24 protein-coding genes are annotated in these 19,165 nt (G+C 49.3%); 13 read left to right on the top strand and 11 right to left on the bottom strand.

Annotation, left to right across the window (positions count from 1 at the left end; translation table 11 throughout):
* Positions 1–95: 95 nt before the first annotated feature.
* Positions 96–2,297: a M28 family metallopeptidase gene (locus IEY24_RS08520; protein ID WP_229221638.1), complete on the top strand. Its 2,202-nt coding sequence runs from the start codon at positions 96–98 to the stop codon at positions 2,295–2,297.
* 29 nt (positions 2,298–2,326) lie between these two features.
* On the opposite strand, the gene IEY24_RS08515 is transcribed toward IEY24_RS08520, so the two are convergent.
* From IEY24_RS08515 to IEY24_RS08505, 3 genes are all read right to left on the bottom strand, one after another.
* Positions 2,327–3,445 (bottom strand): hypothetical protein, encoded by a 1,119-nt coding sequence (locus IEY24_RS08515; protein ID WP_188930593.1) that lies wholly within the window; start codon positions 3,443–3,445, stop codon positions 2,327–2,329.
* 147 nt (positions 3,446–3,592) lie between these two features.
* Entirely contained in the window at positions 3,593–4,099 is a 507-nt protein-coding gene (locus IEY24_RS08510; protein ID WP_188930591.1) for a DUF4411 family protein, read from the bottom strand.
* The gene (locus tag IEY24_RS08505) at positions 4,096–5,268 is read right to left on the bottom strand and encodes an XRE family transcriptional regulator (RefSeq protein ID WP_188930589.1); all 1,173 of its coding nucleotides are present in this window, start codon (positions 5,266–5,268) and stop codon (positions 4,096–4,098) included. The genes IEY24_RS08510 and IEY24_RS08505 overlap by 4 nt, the downstream gene beginning before the upstream one ends.
* A 324-nt stretch (positions 5,269–5,592) precedes the next feature.
* Between IEY24_RS08505 and IEY24_RS08500 the strand changes: the two genes are divergently transcribed.
* Positions 5,593–5,832 carry a SymE family type I addiction module toxin gene (locus tag IEY24_RS08500; RefSeq protein ID WP_188930579.1) on the top strand — a complete coding sequence of 80 codons (240 nt, stop codon included), beginning with the start codon at positions 5,593–5,595 and terminating at the stop codon, positions 5,830–5,832.
* A gap of 69 nt (positions 5,833–5,901) precedes the next feature.
* On the top strand, positions 5,902–6,429 hold the full coding sequence (locus IEY24_RS08495) for a PsbP-related protein (RefSeq protein WP_188930573.1): 528 nt from the start codon (positions 5,902–5,904) through the stop codon (positions 6,427–6,429).
* A 23-nt stretch (positions 6,430–6,452) separates the two neighbouring features.
* On the opposite strand, the gene IEY24_RS08490 is transcribed toward IEY24_RS08495, so the two are convergent.
* The 7 genes from IEY24_RS08490 to IEY24_RS08460 form a co-directional block, all read right to left on the bottom strand.
* A complete protein-coding gene (locus tag IEY24_RS08490) occupies positions 6,453–6,746 on the bottom strand; it encodes a type II toxin-antitoxin system RelE/ParE family toxin (protein WP_188930571.1) in 294 nt (97 codons plus the stop codon).
* Positions 6,746–6,991: a type II toxin-antitoxin system ParD family antitoxin gene (locus tag IEY24_RS08485; protein ID WP_188930569.1), complete on the bottom strand. Its 246-nt coding sequence runs from the start codon at positions 6,989–6,991 to the stop codon at positions 6,746–6,748. Before IEY24_RS08485 ends, IEY24_RS08490 begins: the two co-directional genes overlap by 1 nt.
* 116 nt (positions 6,992–7,107) lie before the next feature.
* Positions 7,108–7,863 carry an MBL fold metallo-hydrolase gene (locus tag IEY24_RS08480; RefSeq protein ID WP_188930567.1) on the bottom strand — a complete coding sequence of 252 codons (756 nt, stop codon included), beginning with the start codon at positions 7,861–7,863 and terminating at the stop codon, positions 7,108–7,110.
* Between the two features lie 132 nt (positions 7,864–7,995).
* Positions 7,996–8,679 (bottom strand): hypothetical protein, encoded by a 684-nt coding sequence (locus IEY24_RS08475; RefSeq protein WP_188930565.1) that lies wholly within the window; start codon positions 8,677–8,679, stop codon positions 7,996–7,998.
* Positions 8,676–9,005, bottom strand: coding sequence for a T9SS type A sorting domain-containing protein (locus tag IEY24_RS08470; RefSeq protein WP_188930563.1), 330 nt, complete (start codon positions 9,003–9,005; stop codon positions 8,676–8,678). Before IEY24_RS08470 ends, IEY24_RS08475 begins: the two co-directional genes overlap by 4 nt.
* 219 nt (positions 9,006–9,224) lie before the next feature.
* Positions 9,225–9,638, bottom strand: a complete 414-nt coding sequence (locus IEY24_RS08465; RefSeq protein WP_188930561.1) for a hypothetical protein — start codon at positions 9,636–9,638, stop codon at positions 9,225–9,227.
* A gap of 203 nt (positions 9,639–9,841) precedes the next feature.
* The gene (locus IEY24_RS08460; protein ID WP_188930559.1) at positions 9,842–11,209 is read right to left on the bottom strand and encodes an alpha/beta hydrolase; all 1,368 of its coding nucleotides are present in this window, start codon (positions 11,207–11,209) and stop codon (positions 9,842–9,844) included.
* A gap of 258 nt (positions 11,210–11,467) precedes the next feature.
* On the opposite strand from IEY24_RS08460, the gene IEY24_RS08455 reads away from it, so the two are divergent.
* From IEY24_RS08455 to IEY24_RS08435, 5 genes are all read left to right on the top strand, one after another.
* Entirely contained in the window at positions 11,468–11,839 is a 372-nt protein-coding gene (locus IEY24_RS08455) for a glycine zipper family protein (protein ID WP_229221636.1), read from the top strand.
* Between the two features lie 188 nt (positions 11,840–12,027).
* Positions 12,028–12,681 carry a dihydrofolate reductase family protein gene (locus IEY24_RS08450; protein WP_188930555.1) on the top strand — a complete coding sequence of 218 codons (654 nt, stop codon included), beginning with the start codon at positions 12,028–12,030 and terminating at the stop codon, positions 12,679–12,681.
* Between the two features lie 86 nt (positions 12,682–12,767).
* The gene (locus tag IEY24_RS08445; RefSeq protein ID WP_188930554.1) at positions 12,768–13,532 is read left to right on the top strand and encodes a methyltransferase domain-containing protein; all 765 of its coding nucleotides are present in this window, start codon (positions 12,768–12,770) and stop codon (positions 13,530–13,532) included.
* A gap of 43 nt (positions 13,533–13,575) precedes the next feature.
* On the top strand, positions 13,576–13,788 hold the full coding sequence (locus tag IEY24_RS08440) for a hypothetical protein (RefSeq protein ID WP_188930551.1): 213 nt from the start codon (positions 13,576–13,578) through the stop codon (positions 13,786–13,788).
* Positions 13,733–14,188, top strand: a complete 456-nt coding sequence (locus tag IEY24_RS08435) for a putative toxin-antitoxin system toxin component, PIN family (protein WP_229221634.1) — start codon at positions 13,733–13,735, stop codon at positions 14,186–14,188. The genes IEY24_RS08440 and IEY24_RS08435 overlap by 56 nt, the downstream gene beginning before the upstream one ends.
* Before the next feature lie 29 nt (positions 14,189–14,217).
* Here IEY24_RS08435 and IEY24_RS08430 read toward each other — a convergent pair whose 3' ends face one another.
* Positions 14,218–15,108: an SDR family oxidoreductase gene (locus IEY24_RS08430; RefSeq protein ID WP_188930550.1), complete on the bottom strand. Its 891-nt coding sequence runs from the start codon at positions 15,106–15,108 to the stop codon at positions 14,218–14,220.
* Between the two features lie 78 nt (positions 15,109–15,186).
* On the opposite strand from IEY24_RS08430, the gene IEY24_RS08425 reads away from it, so the two are divergent.
* From IEY24_RS08425 to IEY24_RS08405, 5 genes are all read left to right on the top strand, one after another.
* Positions 15,187–15,573, top strand: coding sequence for a winged helix-turn-helix transcriptional regulator (locus tag IEY24_RS08425; RefSeq protein WP_188930548.1), 387 nt, complete (start codon positions 15,187–15,189; stop codon positions 15,571–15,573).
* A gap of 91 nt (positions 15,574–15,664) precedes the next feature.
* Complete coding sequence (locus tag IEY24_RS08420; protein WP_188930546.1) at positions 15,665–16,078, top strand: DUF6157 family protein; 414 nt, start codon at positions 15,665–15,667, stop codon at positions 16,076–16,078.
* A gap of 51 nt (positions 16,079–16,129) precedes the next feature.
* Positions 16,130–17,782, top strand: a complete 1,653-nt coding sequence (locus IEY24_RS08415) for a PQQ-dependent sugar dehydrogenase (RefSeq protein ID WP_188930544.1) — start codon at positions 16,130–16,132, stop codon at positions 17,780–17,782.
* 48 nt (positions 17,783–17,830) lie between these two features.
* Positions 17,831–18,412 (top strand): hypothetical protein, encoded by a 582-nt coding sequence (locus IEY24_RS08410; RefSeq protein ID WP_188930542.1) that lies wholly within the window; start codon positions 17,831–17,833, stop codon positions 18,410–18,412.
* Positions 18,413–18,443: 31 nt separating this feature from the next.
* Entirely contained in the window at positions 18,444–19,139 is a 696-nt protein-coding gene (locus IEY24_RS08405) for an aspartate/glutamate racemase family protein (RefSeq protein WP_188930540.1), read from the top strand.
* The last annotated feature ends 26 nt before the right edge of the window (positions 19,140–19,165 follow it).

Below are 19,165 nucleotides of genomic sequence, written 5' to 3'. Positions count from 1 at the left end.
GCATTCACTATATTTAAGCATCACCAATAACCTTTCACTCCGTTCCTATGCGACACCTTTTTAAAAGAACATTTACTTACATATTATTTTCAGGCATGGCCGCTACCTCCGTGCAGGCGCAGCAGCAGCAACCGCTTCTCGGTTTCGGTACCGAGGCGGCGAAGAAGGAGCTGGACCTCGAAGCGGCGTTCGATAAGCAGTTGCAGGCCAATAACCTGCGCGACTGGATGAAGCGCATGACGGCATTTCCGCACCAGCTGGGCTCGCCTTATGGCCTTAATAATGCGCTTTTTCTGCGCGACAAGCTTGCTTCATGGGGCTTCGATGCCCGGCTCGATACAGTGCATGTGCTTTTCCCGACGCCCAAAGTGCGGATACTGGAATTGACCGAACCGACGAAATTCAAGGCTTCATTAACCGAAAAACCTTTGAAAGAGGACGCCACATCGGCGCAAACGAAGGATGTGCTGCCGCCGTACCATGCATTTTCTGCTAATGGCGATGTGACGGCCGAGCTGGTTTTCGTGAATTATGGCGTGCCGGATGATTATGAAGAACTCGCGAAGCTGGGCGTAGATGTGAAGGGCAAGATCGTAATCGCCAAATACGGCGGTTCGTGGCGGGGCATTAAGCCGAAAGTAGCGTACGAGCATGGTGCGATCGGCTGCATTATTTATTCCGATCCGAAGGAAGATGGCTATTTCCAGGGCGACGTATATCCCAAAGGGGCATTTAAAAACGAGTCGGGCGTGCAGCGCGGGTCGGTGGTGGATTTGCCGCTGGCGCCGGGCGATCCGCTCACCAATGGTTTTGTGGCCGACGCGGCGCACAAGCGACTGTCGGTGGACGAGGCCCCAGCGATGATGAAGATCCCGGTCCTGCCGATTTCGTACGGCGATGCATTGCCGCTGCTCAAAGCATTGGGCGGTCAGGTAGCGCCTGCGACCTGGCGGGGCGCATTACCGATCACCTACCACGTCGGCCCGGGCCCTGCGAAGGTGCATTTGAAGCTGGAATTCAACTTCGATATCGTGCCTTGCTACAATGTGATCGCGACGCTGAAAGGCAGCGAGTTTCCCGACCAATGGGTGATCCGCGGTAACCACCACGACGCCTGGGTATTCGGCGCGGCCGATCCGGTGAGCGGCGCAGTGGCTGAACTGGAAGAAGCGCGGGCATTAGGCGAGCTCGTCAAAACGGGCTGGAACCCGAAGCGTACCATCGTCTACTGCTGGTGGGACGGCGAAGAGCCCGGTCTGCTCGGCTCGACGGAATGGGTGGAGAAATACCAATCTATTTTGAAGGAAAAGGCCGTCGTTTATCTCAATTCCGATGGAAACGGTCGCGGATACCTGGGCGCGGGCGGGTCGCATACGCTTGAAAAATTCGTGAACCAGGTAGGCCGCGACGTCACCGACCCCGAAAAAGGCACGAGTGTGATCGAGCGCCTGCGCTCACGTACGATCCTGAACGGCACCCCGACCGCTAAACAGGAAGCCCGCTCCCGCGCCGACCTGCGCATTGGCGCGCTGGGTTCCGGTTCTGACTATACGCCGTTCATCCAGCACCTCGGCATCGCCTCCCTCAACGTCGGCTACGGCGGCGAAGATGCCGGCGGCGACTACCACTCCATTTTCGATTCCTACGACCATTACACCCGTTTCAAGGACGGCGACTTTGCCTACGGCGTAACGCTCGCCAAAACCCTCGGCCGTTCCGTCCTCCGCTTCGCCAATGCCGACGTGCTGCCCTTCGATTTCAGCAATTTCGCGAACACGGTGCAAGGGTATACTGCGGAAGTAAAAAAGGAACTCGAAGCCGCGCGCACCAAAGCGGAAGATCACAATAAAGTGCTTGGTGAAGGCCGCTTCGAAGCTGCGGCTGACCCGAAAGATCCATTTGTGAAACCATCTGTTGAATCGGTGGCGCCATACCTCAACTTCGCGCCGTTGGATAATGCACTGGTGAGGTTGGAACAAAGCGCGAAGGCATTTGCTTCGGCATCCTCGAAATTCTCCACACTTCCCGCTGACAAGTTGAAGGAGTTGAACGAGATTTTATACAAAACTGAAAGGAAGCTGATTCATGCGGATGGGTTGCCTCGTCGGCCCTGGTACCGGCATCAGATTTATGCTCCTGGGTTTTATACGGGGTATGGGGTGAAAACGCTTCCGATGATCCGGGAGGCGATTGAGCAGAAGAATTGGAAGGAGGCTGAGGAGGGGATTTTAAGGGTTAGTGGGGTTTTGGAGGGGTTTGTTGGGGAGGTTGAGCGGGCGATTGGGGTGGGGAGGTGAGCTGTAAGGCTAAATTGGGCCGTCAGGGATTATTCTCTGCTTTGCTGGATTAGTTGCCCAATGGAGATTTTTGTTGAATCTTTCTCCTGCATTACATTTGAATAGGAGAGGGCTATAATCGAGGAATCAAGCTTGTTTTTCGCATTCGGGTGTTCTATTAGCCAGTGATCTGCTATATGTAGATTTGATTCGAAAACTCTTGTGATGAAAAAGGCTGAGATTTGGGTAAATGCCGGTCCAGCAGGATTTTTTAGGATTCCATCCATTTCAGTAGAAAAAGGGACTGACTCATAAGGATATAGGTCGGAGATTGAGCGACGTTTACCAAACAGAGTGTTGTGTATTTCATCTGTGCGAGGATATCTTAGTCCGGGAAGATTAATGCATACGATATATGGTTTGTCCAATTGTCCATACTTACTTCCCTTTGTCTTAATTGCATCAATTAAAGCTTCTTCACATCCACCAGAATAGGTACCACCCAAATAGGATGCGATAGGATGGTCTTTTTCAATAGTGGATGGAAAGAGGCATAAGGATATTTTTACCTCGCTGTCGTTGTATGAGTAACATTCTTCACTATACTCGTGGTAATCGTTGTAGATTGGTGATTGTTTTGAATGGCATTCGTTTAACCAGGTTTGAATTTGACTTCTCATTTTACTCAATTTTACCTGCCTGTTGGTTTTAAAGAATATTGCTACAATGTCAATCCAGTAATCTGGACTAATTAATTTTTCTAGTTCATCATATATGGCACCAACCTTATTTTCAAACGTTCGCTCTTCATTGGATTTATCAGTGGCTACTTTGGCTTCTAAATATATCTCCACGTCGCCCTTTTTTGCCAGAAAATCTGGATTTCTTGTAGAGTTCGGAACGCTTGGATGCGCGGATAATGAAAATCCTTGTTGGAAAAACAATTCGTGTATGAAAAGTTCAAAGAAAGCCGATTCAAATTGCGAACGAAAATCTCCTTTAAGTTGGCGTTTGTCTGTGTCCGGATATCGTGAAAACCATTCATTCAGCATTTCACGTATTGCTACAAACTCTGGCCTTGCAGTCGAATCATAGAAATTGTAAGTTCTTTCTATGTGCCTTGCATAGCGCTTATCCTTCCTATCTTTATCATCGAAGAGTTTCTCCATCGTTTGTTTTCGTTTGGTGTTTACATTTAAAATAAGTTTTGATTTTGTCTAAACTAGCTTGTCTGCCTCTAATCAAGCCTCATTTCCAAGAAAGGAAAATCAGGAAGATTGCGATTGTCGTCAATTTTCTTACACGTTTTGCGATCGTCAAACTAGCGAACAAGAAAATTTTACACTGACTTCCTGAATCATCCCAAAATCATTCATCCACTCAATCCCCATATTCTCACAAACATTGGGAATCTTAATCCGATTAGCATTCAACGCGGTAACCTTCTCCTCCTTAGTCACCACAGTAGCGCGTTCGTGCATTGCATGCGCAATCACCCAGGGATCGGCTAGTGATCTTCCTTTTAAGTTGTCTACAAGGGTGATATGAGTAGGGTTTGCGGCGTAAATGTTACGGAGACATTGGGCTACTTCCCCAGTTATTTCTTTGATGTCGATCCGACTTTGTTTAAGCCATTCGCATAGGTCGTCATCGGTCCGAGTAATTTCTTCATAAACCGCTTCCGGAATGAAAATTCTCCCAGCACTTCCCAACTCATTCAACACTTCCCAATAACTAGGACAAAACTTCGGCGAATAATAGGAGTTCCAAGCCTGAATCAGCACGTTGGCGTCCAGGCAGTACTTTTTGATTGCGTTACTCATTTGTATAGCTGGGCTTCCAGGTTGTGAAAGTGATTGATTTTCACGTTGAGTAGCGAGCTTGCCTGGGTGGGTTCAAGGCTGCCGCCATGAAATGCATCCAGAACTGTTTGAGTAAATAATCGGCTGTTTTTTTGAATTTGTAACAGGTAATAGCTAGGCCCGCCAGTGCTTTCCTTTTGTTTGGCTTTTTTCTCTTCCTCCCTGATGAGGAAGGCCTTAAATTCGGCGTCTGCCGCTGCTTTTAGATTTTTGTACTGGGCGATCGAAATCAGGTTCAAATTCAATGCGCGTACGAGCAATGCAAAAGAACTGACGCCGAACGTCTTTGCGACGGCAAAAATTTGAGATGCCGTTTGATAAATGCTACTGCCCAATTGCAATAGCATGTGTTTCGGAATCAGTGCATTTGCAGCTACTTCATTGCAGAACAGTTCGACAGGATGAAGCCTGTCAATCTTCCGGAAGCCGGGATCAATGTCAGCGGAAATTCCACTGGCAGCAATCCAGATGTGTGCAAGCTCGTGAACAAGCGTGAAGAGTTGCGGCGCAGCCCAATCTTCGGAATTGATAAACACGAAGGGTGCGAAAGGATCGGCGATGGCAAATCCTTGAAGTTCGTCGCTATCTAATGTTAAATGGGAGTTTACGAAACTGGTTCTTGAAACGAAAATGCCTTTTGCTTCTGCCTTCTCTATCCATTCTTTAACTGCATTTCCATTGGGGTATTTGCCCGGAGAAATGTCAAGCGTGTTCAGAATGTCCTCCGCGACGTCTTCCGGGTTGTCGTTGACGGTAAAACGTCCTACAAACGGAAATTTCTGTTCCCGGTTTTCCTGATTAGTTTCGCTTATCCAGGCCTGTTTTTGCTGAATTTCACGAATCATGAAAACGGAGCCGGTACTAAGTGCTTTGGAATCGCTTCTGCGGAAGTCCTGCAACGGTTGAAAGTCCCGCGGGATATCAGGAAGAAAGAACAGAGCGAACGGCCTTTTATAAGCTTTTGCAAGCATTTGTGCCTGTTTTATTGTCGGTTGAGTCGTTCCTGCTTCCCATTCCAGCAATCTCTCGACAGTAACATTGACTTTTGATGCCGCTATCTCCGAAGTCATTTTCGCGGATTCGCGGGCCCATCTAAATACGATAGGTGTGATGTATGCTTTGTCTGCCATGAAGTGGAGGAGGTTGTTAATATGTTTTAAGTCAGGATGGCTTCGTGTCTACTTCTTGTCACCGCTGATGGCACCAGCTAATTATTTAGCGGTAAACCTGCTTCGGGTCTCCATACATTTCAAAAAAATCATAGGAACGAAAATATTTTTCCGAACGTCGGGCTTTACACAAAACTATAATTATTTAGCATTTCGTGTAAATTAATTAGCAGATTGTGTCATATTGATTGATTGTAAATGATTGTTTTATAGGGTGTTATTGGTCTGTTTCGTTTCGCTTTTAATTTGGTTCGTGTTAATATTGCTAGGTAAACATTACAAACTATGCCACACAGAAAACAATCTCCGGCCCCCACCGAACGCCGCCTGACCGTCTACCACAAATACCTCCCGCGCGCATACAAATACGCCCGCATGCCCGAAATCCGCCTCTGCGGTAGATGGCTGCAAGAAGCGGGCTTCGAATGCGGAGATGAAGTGACGGTGAGATGCTTAGGCAACAGATTAGAGATTACCCTCAACCCGGTGGAAGAGCCGGAGCCCGTACGCGCGAAGAGGAGGTAGGTTGAGTTTACGGCCAAAAATGGAGCGGAATCAATTTTTTGTGCTATTATGCGTAAAACAATGTACGACATGATGAAACTTCTGCTGCCTCTTCTTTTCTGCTTGACCATTTTTTCTGTAAACGGGCAGTCGGTAGTCGTTGATGATTTTAAAAAGTTTTCCAAAAACGATTTCAAAATTTCATATCCTTCGACGTGGCGCATTGACACGTCCGGCACCATGAATTCGAAGGTGTTTTTCTTCTCGCCGGCGGATGGTCCCGATGATAAATTTAGCGATAACCTGAATGTGATGGTCCAGAGTCTTGGCGGGCAGCCTATTGACATTCAGAAATATAAAGAAATATCGGAGCAGCAGATCAAGGTGATGTTCAGCGAGGGCAAATTGTTGGAGTCGAAGGTAGAGAATAGCAGTGGGCGCGAGGAATATCGGCTGTCATATGAATTTTCACCGGGGATATTTAAATTGAAAGTTTCGGCTATTTGCTTTATTAAGAATGACATGGCCTATCTGGCGACTTTCACCAGCGAGATATCGAAGTTTGAGCGTTACCAGGAGGCTGCGGAGAAGATGCTGGCGTCGTTTGTTGGGAAGTAAGAGGCCATTTCGGAATTCGTAAGTCAAATATGTAAGTCCACGTCCATGCTTACATGAAGAACGCGGACAATTTCGATGACACCATTGGCAGTCTTTCGAAAGAAGATGTTGTGCTTAACAAAAAGAGTTTTACGATATCCTACACGAATCGCGTCAATTGATATGGCTTTGGCTCTGCCATCGGCGATGGCTTGGAAGCGGCTGAACAGTCCATCCAGATATTTCTCCGCCTGCTCGGTTGACCAGGTGGATTCCGTGTAATCCCAAATGTCCTGTAAGTCTGTTTCGGCCCGACGAGCCAGGCGGTATGATCCCATTAAGATTTTGTGTTACCTCGCATTCTAGCTTTAAATTCCTCTGGATTAAAGTCTTCAATCCAGCCACTTTGTTCACCTTCTACCAATGCCTGTCTTAATAGCTTCAATTTTTCTTCTTCTTTTTCCAGCAAGCGCAAGCCGGCCCTTACTACCTCGCTTGTGGACGCATAACGCCCGGTTTCGATTTGGTTTTGGATAAATGTATCAAAATGAGGGCCGATGGAGATGGATGTGTTCTTTGTCATGATCTATTCTGTTGAGATGGCGGCGATTTAAAAGTACCAAAAATTGGTAATATATACCAACAAAAAATCCCTCCGACAACTCGAAGGGATTCCAATGCATTATCAAAGGGAAAATGCTATTTCACCGTATACCAATCCCTAACCCGCACATCAATCTTACCATCCTTCCCATTCACCAATTTCTTAAACGCCTCCGTATCACTAAACCCATTCTGCCCGCGATAGTGATAAGGATAAACCACCTTCGGCTTAAACGCCAGCACAGTAGCCGCAGCCTCGTTAATATCCATCGTATAAGGCAAATTCATGCACACAAACGCCACATCGATGTTTTTCAATGCCTTGATCTCCGGAATGCCGGAGGTGTCGCCGCTGAGGAAGACCGATTTGCCGCCCAGTTTGAGGACGTAGCCGTTGCCGCGGCCTTTGGTGTGGCGCGAGTCGGCGGTTTCGGGGAGGTTGTACATCGGGATAGCGGTGATGCTGATGCCGAGCTTTTCGGTGGTGGCGCCGTTGGCGAGGACGGTCGTTTTTGCTTTCAATGCGTCGGACATTTTATCGACTACGGCTTGCGGGGCCACGATGACGGTGTTCGTCAGGTCGAGGGCGTCGAGGGAGGCCGGGTCGAAGTGGTCGCCGTGGATGTCGGTGATCACGATCAGGTCGGGTTTGGCGATCCCTACGAACGTTTTAGGCGCCTGATAAGGGTCGGCGTAGATGGTTTTGCCGTTCCAGGTAAGCGCCAGCGTGGCGTGGTTGAGCGGCTGGATTTTGAGCGGACCTTTGGAGGTCGGGATTTCATCGGGTTTAGGAAGCTGGGCCATGCAAAGCGAGGCCGCGAACAGGAGCAAAAAGGTGAACTTCGTTTTCATGATTTGTTTGTTTTTAGACAGGTCAAATTTAGAGTTCCACCGCTATTTTACAACTCTCCCGATGTTAAATCTTCCTCCCAAATGGCGCTTTTGGACGTAGAAATGTAAGGGTTGCGGCTCAGTGCCTGTCCATTAATTCAATTTAAAGCCGACTTCCAGGGACAACACGTCGTACTTTTCGTTTTTGGCCTTCGCCAGTTCGCCGCGAATCCGGTTGAGTGGCCCGATGTCATAGCGAAGATTGAGTACGACTCTGGGAAACCGATAGGATAATTCGACCGGGATAACAGGGACTATTCTCTTGTAATGATGATTTGTGATAGAAGATTTTTCGGCTGGCAGGCCATAGCCGTAAATGCCGGGAGTCCGGGAGAATGAAGCGATGAGAACCTGTGCGCCTACGCCCGCACCCACGGAAATGCGATCGGCCAAGTGATAGTGGACAAGGCCATTAACGCCCGCCACGTAATCGGAACCGCCCGCCTGGTAAATGCCGGTATTTTCTCCAACAGCACTTTTCATTTCGATCGGATCATCCCAATAGCTTATTTTGGAGAGATATCCATGTGCTTTCAGGTGGAAATCGGAGGCGATCGGTCGGAGCATGAAAACGCCCACGCCCACACCGCCCAGCAGGAATTTCGGGTCGGTATTTTTGTTGTATCCGAGAACGGGGTAGACGGATTTCTGAGAACCGCCACCCGGAATGTGTATATTGATATTTGCGTTCAGGAACCATTCATTAGCGGCTTGCTGCGCATTTACTTGGAGGGCAAAGAGCAACGCCGATGCCCATATCATGATCCGCACTGTCATATTACCATGAATTTTTTGGTGTACACTGAACCATTCTTGCGAAGCACTGCGTGAAATGCGCCGGTTCCAAATTCGGTTGGGTCGAGGTTAAAGCCCTGGGTAGCATCTCCCTCAGGAACTTGCCATTCGAATACCATTTTCCCTTTTGGATCGTAAATCTGTAAAGTGAACGCAGCCCGTTCGTCGTTTTCTACATGGAATGCGATGCGCTTACCGGCGGGATTCGGATAAGTGACTAAAGTGAGGATTGGGTCGGGTTCGACCTCGGGAGGGTTATTGCAACTCCCAAGAAGCGCCATCAAAAGTAACGCGTATAAGTACTTCATATAAAGAGAACAGGTGTACGTTTGGGAAAAACGTCCGGCAGGACGGGCTGCCCAAATTAAACAAGACATTCGACGGTTACAAATCAGGGATGGTTTTTTACCTCGGAAGATCTGTTTAGCTTGCACCGGAATCGGTTATTGCTACATACGATGGGTCAATATTTAAAGGCGGCGCCTCGAATGGTGCGTTTTTTGAATTAGCGCTGACATTGAAGACTATCAAAGTATCTTCACCGACGCCAGTATTTTCAAAACCTCATCTTCATCTTTACTCCTTCCGTAAATGCTGAGCTTTCTTAAATCATCGACTTTAATGTAAATCCCTATCAATCCCTGCCCAGTCTTTTTGGGCCATACTGTGAGTGTTTTATAGCCATTCTGCACGGTTTCAGTGCGGTAGTGGGTAGCGTTGGTCTCCTTCGTAAATGAATAGGAATACATGCCCATGTCGTATCTGAGGGTATCCTTTCCATTGGTAATGCCGCCTACTTTGGAATCGTAGCCCTGCGCTTCGAATTTTTTCCAGCTGGAAGGTGCCACAAACGAGAAATCATCGAAGGCCATCGGGGTGGGTTGGTCTTTTTTGCAAGCCAGAACGACCAAAAGGGCAAGAGTTGAGAAAAAAGTCTTCATAGCTCTAAGTTGGGGAATGTGAGGTAGTTCGAAGACCAAAATGTGTGAAACTTGGTTGGTAGTCGGGCCGTATTTTTCAAGCGATCTAAGCCATGTCACGCTGAGCGAACCGGTCCGCCCGGCGGTCGAAGCGCGGTACCGTACCGCGCTTCGACTTCGCTCAGCGTGACATAAAATTTGCTCTTGCTGTTTTTTAACTCCCTCTACACAATAGGCGCTTCCTCCTCAGGCACAAGCGGTTGCGCGGGCACGCCCGCAAGGCGCTGTAACACGTGCGCCACCACGGGCCGGCAACTGAACAGGTATGCATGGTGCTTCATCAGGAAGTCCTTTTCCCAGAATGTTTTGAGGAGGTTGATGCCGCTGTAATCGCCATTCCTTGCTTTCGTCATGCCTTCGTCGTCGTTGTCGAGGAAGCCGTAAAAGAGCGGGTCTGCTTTCGGGCTGGTGTCCTGTTTGATGATATCCAGCACGTTATAGAAATTGAAGCCTTCTTCGAGTTTCAGGGTCGGGTCTTTTTTGAAGATCTCGTCGCCGTAGCTGCCCAGGTTGCGGAAGTCGGTAGTAAGGCCGTCGGCATCGGGGCGGGGATCGAAAGCAGCGGTATTTTCATTGAGGTTAAACTGTTTGGAACTCACGTACAAAAGGTAATCGCTCGGGTCGTAGTAAATGTCGACGTGCTTGGCAAGCTGCTTCAACGGTGTGTAATTGTAATGAAAATGCGGGCCTTTGAATTTCCTCCGCATGTTTCTCAACTGTACGCCTCCCTGCTGTACGGCCAGGTAAGTCACGTCGGGGGCCATGAGAAATATGTTTTCGAAAATGCCGGTCGGAATGCTGTGGCCTTCGCCGGGATTGATCATGCCGTTCAGCAGCTGGTGTCCGAATGAATGAACGACCAGGTTGAGCGTTTTACCCGCTTCTTTCAGTTTTCGGGAGAGCACTTCAAAGTATTCAAACAATCCATTCCGGGTGAACTGCTCGCCATAGCCGATCGAGCGGTCGTCGGCCTTCTTACGCCATCCGTATGACGGCCAGCCGAAGTAGAGCACATTGGCCACGCTGTTTGCGGGGTGGGCCAGGTAGCTTTGTACGAATTGGGGTACCAGTTCCAGTTTGAGACCCGGTTCCCAGTCAAACCCGTGTATGTAAACAAAAACGTGCTTGCGGGACTCCGGCAACCGGCTCACGGCCTGCGTCACACCGGTAGCCCATACCTCGGGGAACAACTCTGTAACCCGGAACGGCAGATTAGGCGCAGGAGGGAGGTTCGCAAAGAAAAGCTTGTCGGGCGCGTCGGCCATATCGATAATCGGGATACCTGCATTTTGCGCGCGGTAGCAAATGAAAAAATGCGATTTGTCATTTGCCGAAAGGCCCGAATAGGCATCCAGCTCGACTTTATTGCCGATGACCTTCGTTCCGTCGCTGGTAATGTACCACAATGTGCGGCCATCGTGCTCGGCACTGATGATATTTACTTTGGTGCCCCTCGTAAAAAAAGGCCGCGGGCCGTTCGGGCCGGACCGTTGCGACTGTTGATCGAGGTTGTCGTTGATAATGCCTTCCATAAGAGGTGGTTGTCTAAGAGTCAAGGTAGTTCTACAAGTTAGCGACTATCCCCGATCTACTCAATCGTTTGTTATTTAGCGGTAGGCGTGTGCCCCGATGTGTGAATTATCGGCCGGAAATGGCAGGTTTGGCACACTTTTGGCTTAATAACCGGTATAACCATCCAAACACCAAAGATGAAAGCTGTTATTTCGATGTTATTTGCTGCCTCAGTGATGGTAGCCTGTAACACGCAGTCAGACAAGCAGGAAGCACTCTTGAAACAACAACAAAAAACCATCGATTCCATGCGCGTAGCCATGGAAAAGCAGGCTATTATAGATTCGATGAGTGCCCTGCAAGCGCAACGAGAAGAAGCGCAAAAGTGGGAAGAAATCGAGAAAAATGAGGCAACACACCACACCCAGGCCGTTGCAAGCGCTCCTGCGCAGGCAGCTCCCGCTAAAAAGAAATGGAGCCACACCGCCAAAGGGGCACTGGTAGGAGCAGGTACAGGGGCCATCACCGGGGCGATCGTGAATAAGAAGCGAGTCGAGGGTGCATTGATCGGTACCGTGATCGGTGCCGGCGTGGGTGCAGGTACCGGAGCAATTGTTGACCACAGTGTCAAAAAACGTAAGCAACAATAATCACATACGCTATATAGATTGGGATTGCCGGTTGAAAGACCGGCAATTTTTTTTGTGGCGACGATTTAAAAACTTGTCGCAAATGACCCTTTTCAAAGACGTTCCGACACCCGCTTCGAATGCGTTGGCTGCTCTAAATTTGCATTAACGAAATCAAAAACTAACCAACCATTAACTTTTCGGAAATCATGAGAAAGATCATCACCAACACATTCGTAACATTAGATGGCATTATACAGGCGCCGGGTGGTCCGGAGGAAGACCGCGCAGGCGGCTTCGAGTTCGGTGGGTGGTCGTTCCACTACTGGGACGATGTGATGGGGCAGGTAATGGGCGAGGGGATGAGCCAGCCGTACGACCTGCTGCTCGGCCGCAAGACCTACGATATTTTCGCGGCGCACTGGCCTTTCATCGAAAACGACCCGACTGCCGACCAGTTCAATGCCTGCACTAAATATGTGGCTACCCAAACCCTGAAAGAAGCCACCTGGCAAAATACCGTACTATTAAATGATGATACTGTCGCGCAGGTCAAAGCGCTCAAAGCGAGTGACGGCATCGATTTGCAGGTGCACGGAAGCTGCGATTTCATCCAGACGCTCCTGCGTCACAACCTGATCGACGAAATGAATATCTGGATCTTCCCGCTGGTGATCGGTCATGGTAAAAAGCTTTTCGCTGATGGCACCGTGCCTTCAAATCTCAAACTGACCAAACACACCGTGTCGGGTACGGGTGTGATTATTACCACCTACGTGCCTGATGGCGAAATCAAAACGGGTTCGTTTGCATTGGAGGAGCCGAACGAGCTCGAAGCGAAGCGGCGGGAGGGGATTGCTTAAAAGACCGTTTTACCGATGTTTTACCTTGTAAATCTAATATCGGTTGTTAGGTTTACAAGGTAAAACTGGTTGAAACAAAGCATCGAATGGCCTGGAATCCAGAGACGTATAATCAATTCAAAACGGAAAGATCAGCACCTTTTTACGATCTGCTGGCATTGCTGAGCGTGCAATCGGGTTTAGAAGTGGTCGATCTTGGCTGTGGTACAGGCGAGCTTACGGCCAAACTGGCCGAAGCATTACCTGGCGCAAATGTTCTCGGAGTCGATTCGTCGGCGGAAATGCTGGCGGGCTCGCAGCAAAGCAATGGGAGTACATTGAAGTTTGAAAATAGCTCCATCGAAAACCAGCTGACCAAGCCACAGCAGTGGGATGTCGTATTTTCCAATGCAGCCTTGCAATGGGTACCGGATCATGAAGCGCTATTTCCTCAAATTATCAATAAAATAAAGCCCGGCGGACAGCTATTGGTACAAATGCCGGCGCAGCACCACAACATTACCAACCGCTTGCTCAACGAACTTGCCACACAGGGGCCTTACGCGCCGGTCTACGCCGGTTGGAACCGGTTATCGCCCGTGCTCGACATTGATCGCTATGCCGAGCTTCTCTTCGAAAACGGCAGCAAATCCATGCAGGTTTTAGAGAAAATATACCCGCTTGTGCTCAACGACGTGAACGCATTGCTGACCTGGGTCTCCGGCACGGCACTGATCCCTTACCTCGAACGCCTGCCCGAACCATTAACCAGGCGCTTCCGGGACGACTACCGCGTATTACTGAGCCAGCAGTTCCCGAAAGCGCCTGTTTTTTATCCGTTTAAGAGGATATTGATCGCAGCCCGGTTTTGATCCGGTGACTGAAATAGTGTGATCTTTTTTGTAAATTTGAGATATGGACACGCTTCTGATCAATATTTTGGACCCCAAAGCGACAAAGCTTCTCAAAGACTTGGAAGAAATGGAATTGATTTCCATTCAAAAACCAGGGGAAGGCGGTTTTGCCTCCGTTTTGAAAAAGCTTCGTTCCAATTCTGACTCAACTCCGACGCTTGAAGAAATTACAGCCGAAGTCGAATCAGAAAGGACGAAGCGATATGCCGGATAACCCCCAGAGAATTATTATTCATACCAACCTTTGGATCAGCTTCCTCATTTCCGGAAATGCGAAGCTGGACGAGTTGTTGTTTTCCCAAAAAGTAACCCTCATTTTCAGCGAAGAGCTCGTTCAGGAGTTTGTGAGCGTTGCCAGCCGTCCTAAATTTGCGCGCTTTTTCGATACCAGGAATGTTGGAGAGCTTCTCTCCACGATTCACGAAGTCGCTGTTTTTGTAAATGTCACAGCCAGGGTCAATATATGTCGTGATCCAAAAGATGATTTCCTGCTTGCGCTGGCTCTCGATTCAAATGCCGACGTACTCGTCACCGGTGATTCGGATTTATTGGAACTTGAACAAATCGGTAGGACACGAATTATGACGATGACAGGCTACCTAGCAACACAATAGCAAAAGGGCCGGACCTTCGGCCCTGAATATCATCCCTGATATGCCCCCGCAAACCGTTTCGCGAAATCTTCCAGTTTAAAATTGCTCTTGATTTCCCCACGGTTTTTCCAGTAATCTTCCTGCATTGTGCCGTTTTGCAGCGCCTGGCCCATGTCGCGGTAGAGGCCTGCGAAGCTTTCGTTCAGGCCGGCTTGCAGCATGCCGTTGTAGGAATCTTCGTCGGAAAAGGTGACCCATGGCGTTCCTTCTTTGCCCACGGCTGCGCCGAGTACCGCGGCGATTTCGGAAGGGTGGCGCTCGTCGCTGGAAATGTAGATGATGGTTTGTGCTTCGGTAAATGGTGCGAGCAATTGCTCGGTGGCCACTTTGGCGATGTCGTCGGTGTCTGTAAGCACGAGTTTTTCCTCGGTACCACCGAAGTTACTGCCGGCAATGCCGGCGTTTTTAATCAGGCCGATTTGCGCGTACAGATTATTGAAAAAATAGGAGGGGCGAAGGATTTTTACTTGTAAGCCCGGGATTTGAGCCAATTTTTCTTCCAGATAACCCAGTGCGTCGATAGGTCCCGCGCCTTTACGCAGGTGTGCGCCTATGCTGCTCAGGAGCACGATGCGCGTGATGCCGGCCGATTGAATGGCTTGCACATATTTGTCGGCTACTTCCCGCTGGAATGCAGCGTAGTCTGCCAGTGAAAAGTCGCTTGGGATCATCAGGTAGGCAACGTCGCCACCTTTAAAGGCCGATTCAAGGAATGCCACGTCCTGTACGGAGCCAATGGCGGCTTCTGCACCCAGGCCTTCGATCTGCTCCTTTTTATTTGCATTGTTGCTGATAACCACTACTTCATGACCAGCTTTTACGAGATTTTGGGTAACAGGCAGACTAATATTGCCGAGTGACCCTGTGATGATGTATTTCATGTCTTTTCGAATTGTTTTTTGATGGGACAAAGCTATATTTGTACTTACTTTTTGACAAGTACTTACCCGAGAGTATGTATGACTAAAGTTAAGGAAAATTCTACCTATAATGCGAACCGCGAGATCGTAATGCAGGAATGCCCGGTTACGTATGTGATGAACAAGATCGGCGGCCACTGGAAACCGATCATTCTGTTTCACCTTCTGGCGGGGAGCAAGCGTTATAGCGAAATAAAGAAGGCTATGCCGCACATTACGGAAAAGATGCTTATCCAGCATTTGAAACAGCTGGAAAACGATCGGTTGCTCATTCGTGAAGCCAAAGCAGTGGTACCGCCCTACGTTACCTATACGCTTACGGAAGGCGGTCGCGAGCTGGAACCGGTAATCAACGCCATGGCGGAATGGGCTTACAAGGATATGAAACGGAGCAACCTGCCGGTGGCCGCAGAAATGGCGGCGTAATCCTTCTGGCAAAGTTTTTAGGCATTTAGCTTTATCTGCTGACATACCGTTGTCATCCCAGATACTATTTTGCGTCGAAAAAAGATCAGTCATGAAAGTACATACCACCAACTACGAAAACACCTTCATCGAAGTCGCCGACGATTGCCCGGCTTCCGGCGGCGAAATACCGCCGATGAAGGGCGATGCCAAAACTGTGGCCTGTATCCAGTATGAAATGATCAGCAAGAATCCCTACAAATTCTCGTCGGACGATGTGTTGTTCAAGGTTTTTGCGGAGCGAAAGGATCTGACCGAAAGCGAGCTGGAAGAGGCCCGGAAGCAGTTCTTTTCAAAAGGCCAGGCTTGTATGCGGTGCTCACCTTTGACCAAACGGTACGGCTGGGGCGTTCACAACGACCAGGATGGAAAAATCGCGCTGTATGCGTGCGACAGTCCGGAGTACCAGAACTTCACAGAACAAAGCGACCTGAAAACCGTGATGGCGATGAAGTCGAGCCGGTAGCATTGGCTGGAGTTATTTGTTATATTTACAGTGCTCCTCTAACCTGCGCCCATGAAAAGTCTCGTCTGCACTATTCTATTGCTGATCGTGGCTGTATCTGACGATTTCGCACAACTTCAACTCGCCATCGAACCGGTCACATCCGGGTTTACCAGGCCTGTGAAGGTTACCCACGCTTCTGATGGACGTCTTTTCGTGGCGGAGATCGGCGGAAAGATTAAAATCGTCAAAAACGGTGCAGTCATCTCACAACCATTCCTGGATATCGGGACAAAAATCAACGATCCCGACTGGGCGGGGATATTCAGCATCGCATTCCCGCCTGATTATCAGGTATCGGGCTTTTTCTACGTCCTGTATGTGGTAAAAAGCAAAACCGAAGTCCAGATCTCGCGGTTCTCGCGGCAGGCGGGCAACGCCGATCTGGCGGATGCGAACTCGGAGGTGAAAATTCTGACGATTCCTTACGAAGATGTCCTGGGCGGGCACCGGGGCGGGGATATGGCCTTTGGCAAAGACGGGTTTCTGTACATCTCCACAGGTGATAACGGCCCCGGCTCCCGCGGCGTACCCGGCGACCCCAACAATAATTCCCAGAATATGAGCAAACTTTTTGGGAAGCTGCTGCGGCTTAATACCAGTGAGGCTTTGCCCGGCGATAATCCTTTGGGAAAGATATTTGCACTCGGATTGAGAAACCCCTGGCGGTTCGGTTTCGACCGGCAGACCGGCGACCTGTGGATCGGCGATAACGGGCAGGATGGTTGGGAAGAGATCAACTATTTGTCTTATCCTTTCGGCGGGCCCCTTTCAAACTTCGGCTGGAACTGCCTCGAAGGTACCCAAACCTACAATTCGTCGCATTGTGCGCCGGGGACAACCTACATTGCGCCCAAACTCACATACGCTGGCTATACCAACAATGGCGGCAAGGACGCATCGGTGATGGGGGGCTTTGTGTACCGAGGCTCGCGGTATCCGTCGATGAAAGGCCACTACTTTTTCGGCGACTATTCGGCCGGGAAAATCGGGTATGTGGATCCGTTAGGAGTCACTACGCCCGATGCCGGGCTTACCTATCCCTCGCTGATCTCTTTTGGCGAGGACCAGGCCGGTGAGCTCTATACGTTATCATTTCTGAATGGTACACTGTCTAAAATTACGAACCCCGGGGATCCCCTTCCGGTGAAATTGCTGTTTGTCAGACTTACCAAAACCGACAGCCGCTTCCTGATCCATTGGAAGACCATACAGGAAAGTAAATTCTCGCATTTTGATATACAGCGCAGCCGCGACGGCCGCACTTTCGTTACGCTGGGAACCGTGCATGGTGAAGGCGCGGGGAACTCTTATGCATTCGCGGACGGCGAACCATTGCACGATACGGGCTACTATCGCCTGAAAATGATCGACGCGGACGGCACCTTTCAATACAGCTCCGTCGTGACGGGCGCATGGAATATCCGCGACCGATCCTTTATTTTTCCCAATCCGGGCGGCAGCCAGATCACCATAGGAGGGCTTGCAAAAGGCGATGAAGTGCGGATCTATCACTCTTCCGGCCTCCTGGTTTATAGTCGGGACATCGTTTCGAATGGCGATTGGAAAGTGAATATGGAGGGTAAACCCAAGGGCGTCTACACGGTATTTATCGACAATACAGCTTCCGGTTTCTCTCAAAAACTTAAAATGGCGTACAAATAGGTGCTTTTTCGGGATGCATTTTTTAATTTACCGAAAACTATCAACGCCATGAAAGAAAACATCAAAACCATTCAAAACCTCGCGTGGCTGTGCGAGACGCTCTTGTTTTTTCGCAGCCATTACCTCATCGTGCTTGGCCTCGGACTCGTCGCGGCAATGGGCCGGATTGTGCAGCTCGGTGCATTCGGACCGGTCTCCTCTAGTGCGCACATTGCTCTGGAAGTAGTAGTAGAATGCGCGAGAATCTTACTGTTCGTGTATGCTTTGGGGCTCACGCATCTGAGGAAAGGACTTTCCCGGATCAAACTGATGCTCACCAGTGGCAAGGCCTGGAAAGAGCACTGGCAAAAAGCAAGCGTCCGCCTGCGGGCCGAATGGCGGTCGTTACTCGCAAGTTTTGTCATTTACCTGCTCATCGCCTGGGTGATAAACCTGCTGATCGACTATGCGGCCTACCAGACCTGCCTTTATTACAAACTCAAAGTTCATAACATCATCGACGAAAAGTCTTCCGAATGGGTGATCATATTGTTTTTCAAGAACTTATCAGTTATCCCCCTCACGCTGATTTTCAATGCATTATTCCTGCTCTGGGTGACTGGCCGCGTTTCGGGCCGTGATAACGCCTGAGTATTTGTTTATATCTACACCAATACTAAAAATGAAGAAATTAGGTCTCGTAGGCGGTATGAGCTGGGTCTCGACCGTTGATTATTACCGTTTTATCAATGAAGGCGTAAATGCAAAGTTGGGAGGGCTAAATTATGCCGAATGCATTATTTACTCGGTGAATTTCAATGCGTTTGTAAGTAACAACACGGCGGGTAAGTGGGATGATACTTTCCATATTTTGCTGGATGCCTGCCAGAATCTCGAAAAGGCGGGAGCCGAAGCCATTGTACTTTGTGCCAACACGGCCCACGCAGTTGCCGATCGTTTGGAAACTGAAATTAATCTTCCGATAATCCATATCGTGACCGAGACTGCCGCTGCGATCAAAGCGGCAGGTCTTCGAAAAGTCGGGCTATTGGGCACGAAGTTCACGATGGAAATGGATTTTTACAAAGACAAACTAGTCAGCTCCGGTATTGAACCCATCGTTCCGGCTACGCAGGAAAGCCGTGATTTTATCCAAAATACACTGCGGGACGAGTTGGGGAAGGGTATTATCAGGGAAGAGACCCGAAAGGGCTATCTGGCGATTATCGATGAACTGATTCGCCAGGGGGCCGAGGGGATTATCCTGGGCTGTACCGAAATTCCGATGATCATCAGTCAGGCTGACGTGCCTGTGCCCGTTTTCGACACCACACAAATTCATTCCGATGCAGCCGTGGCATTTGCATTGGCGGAGTAAATGCGAGTGTAAATTTTATTCAGCCT

It is taken from the genome of Dyadobacter endophyticus (genome assembly GCF_014641595.1).
Lineage (GTDB): Bacteria > Bacteroidota > Bacteroidia > Cytophagales > Spirosomataceae > Dyadobacter > Dyadobacter endophyticus.
Note: the sequence above shows the minus strand (reverse complement) of the source record. Positions and strands in the feature narration are given on the sequence as shown.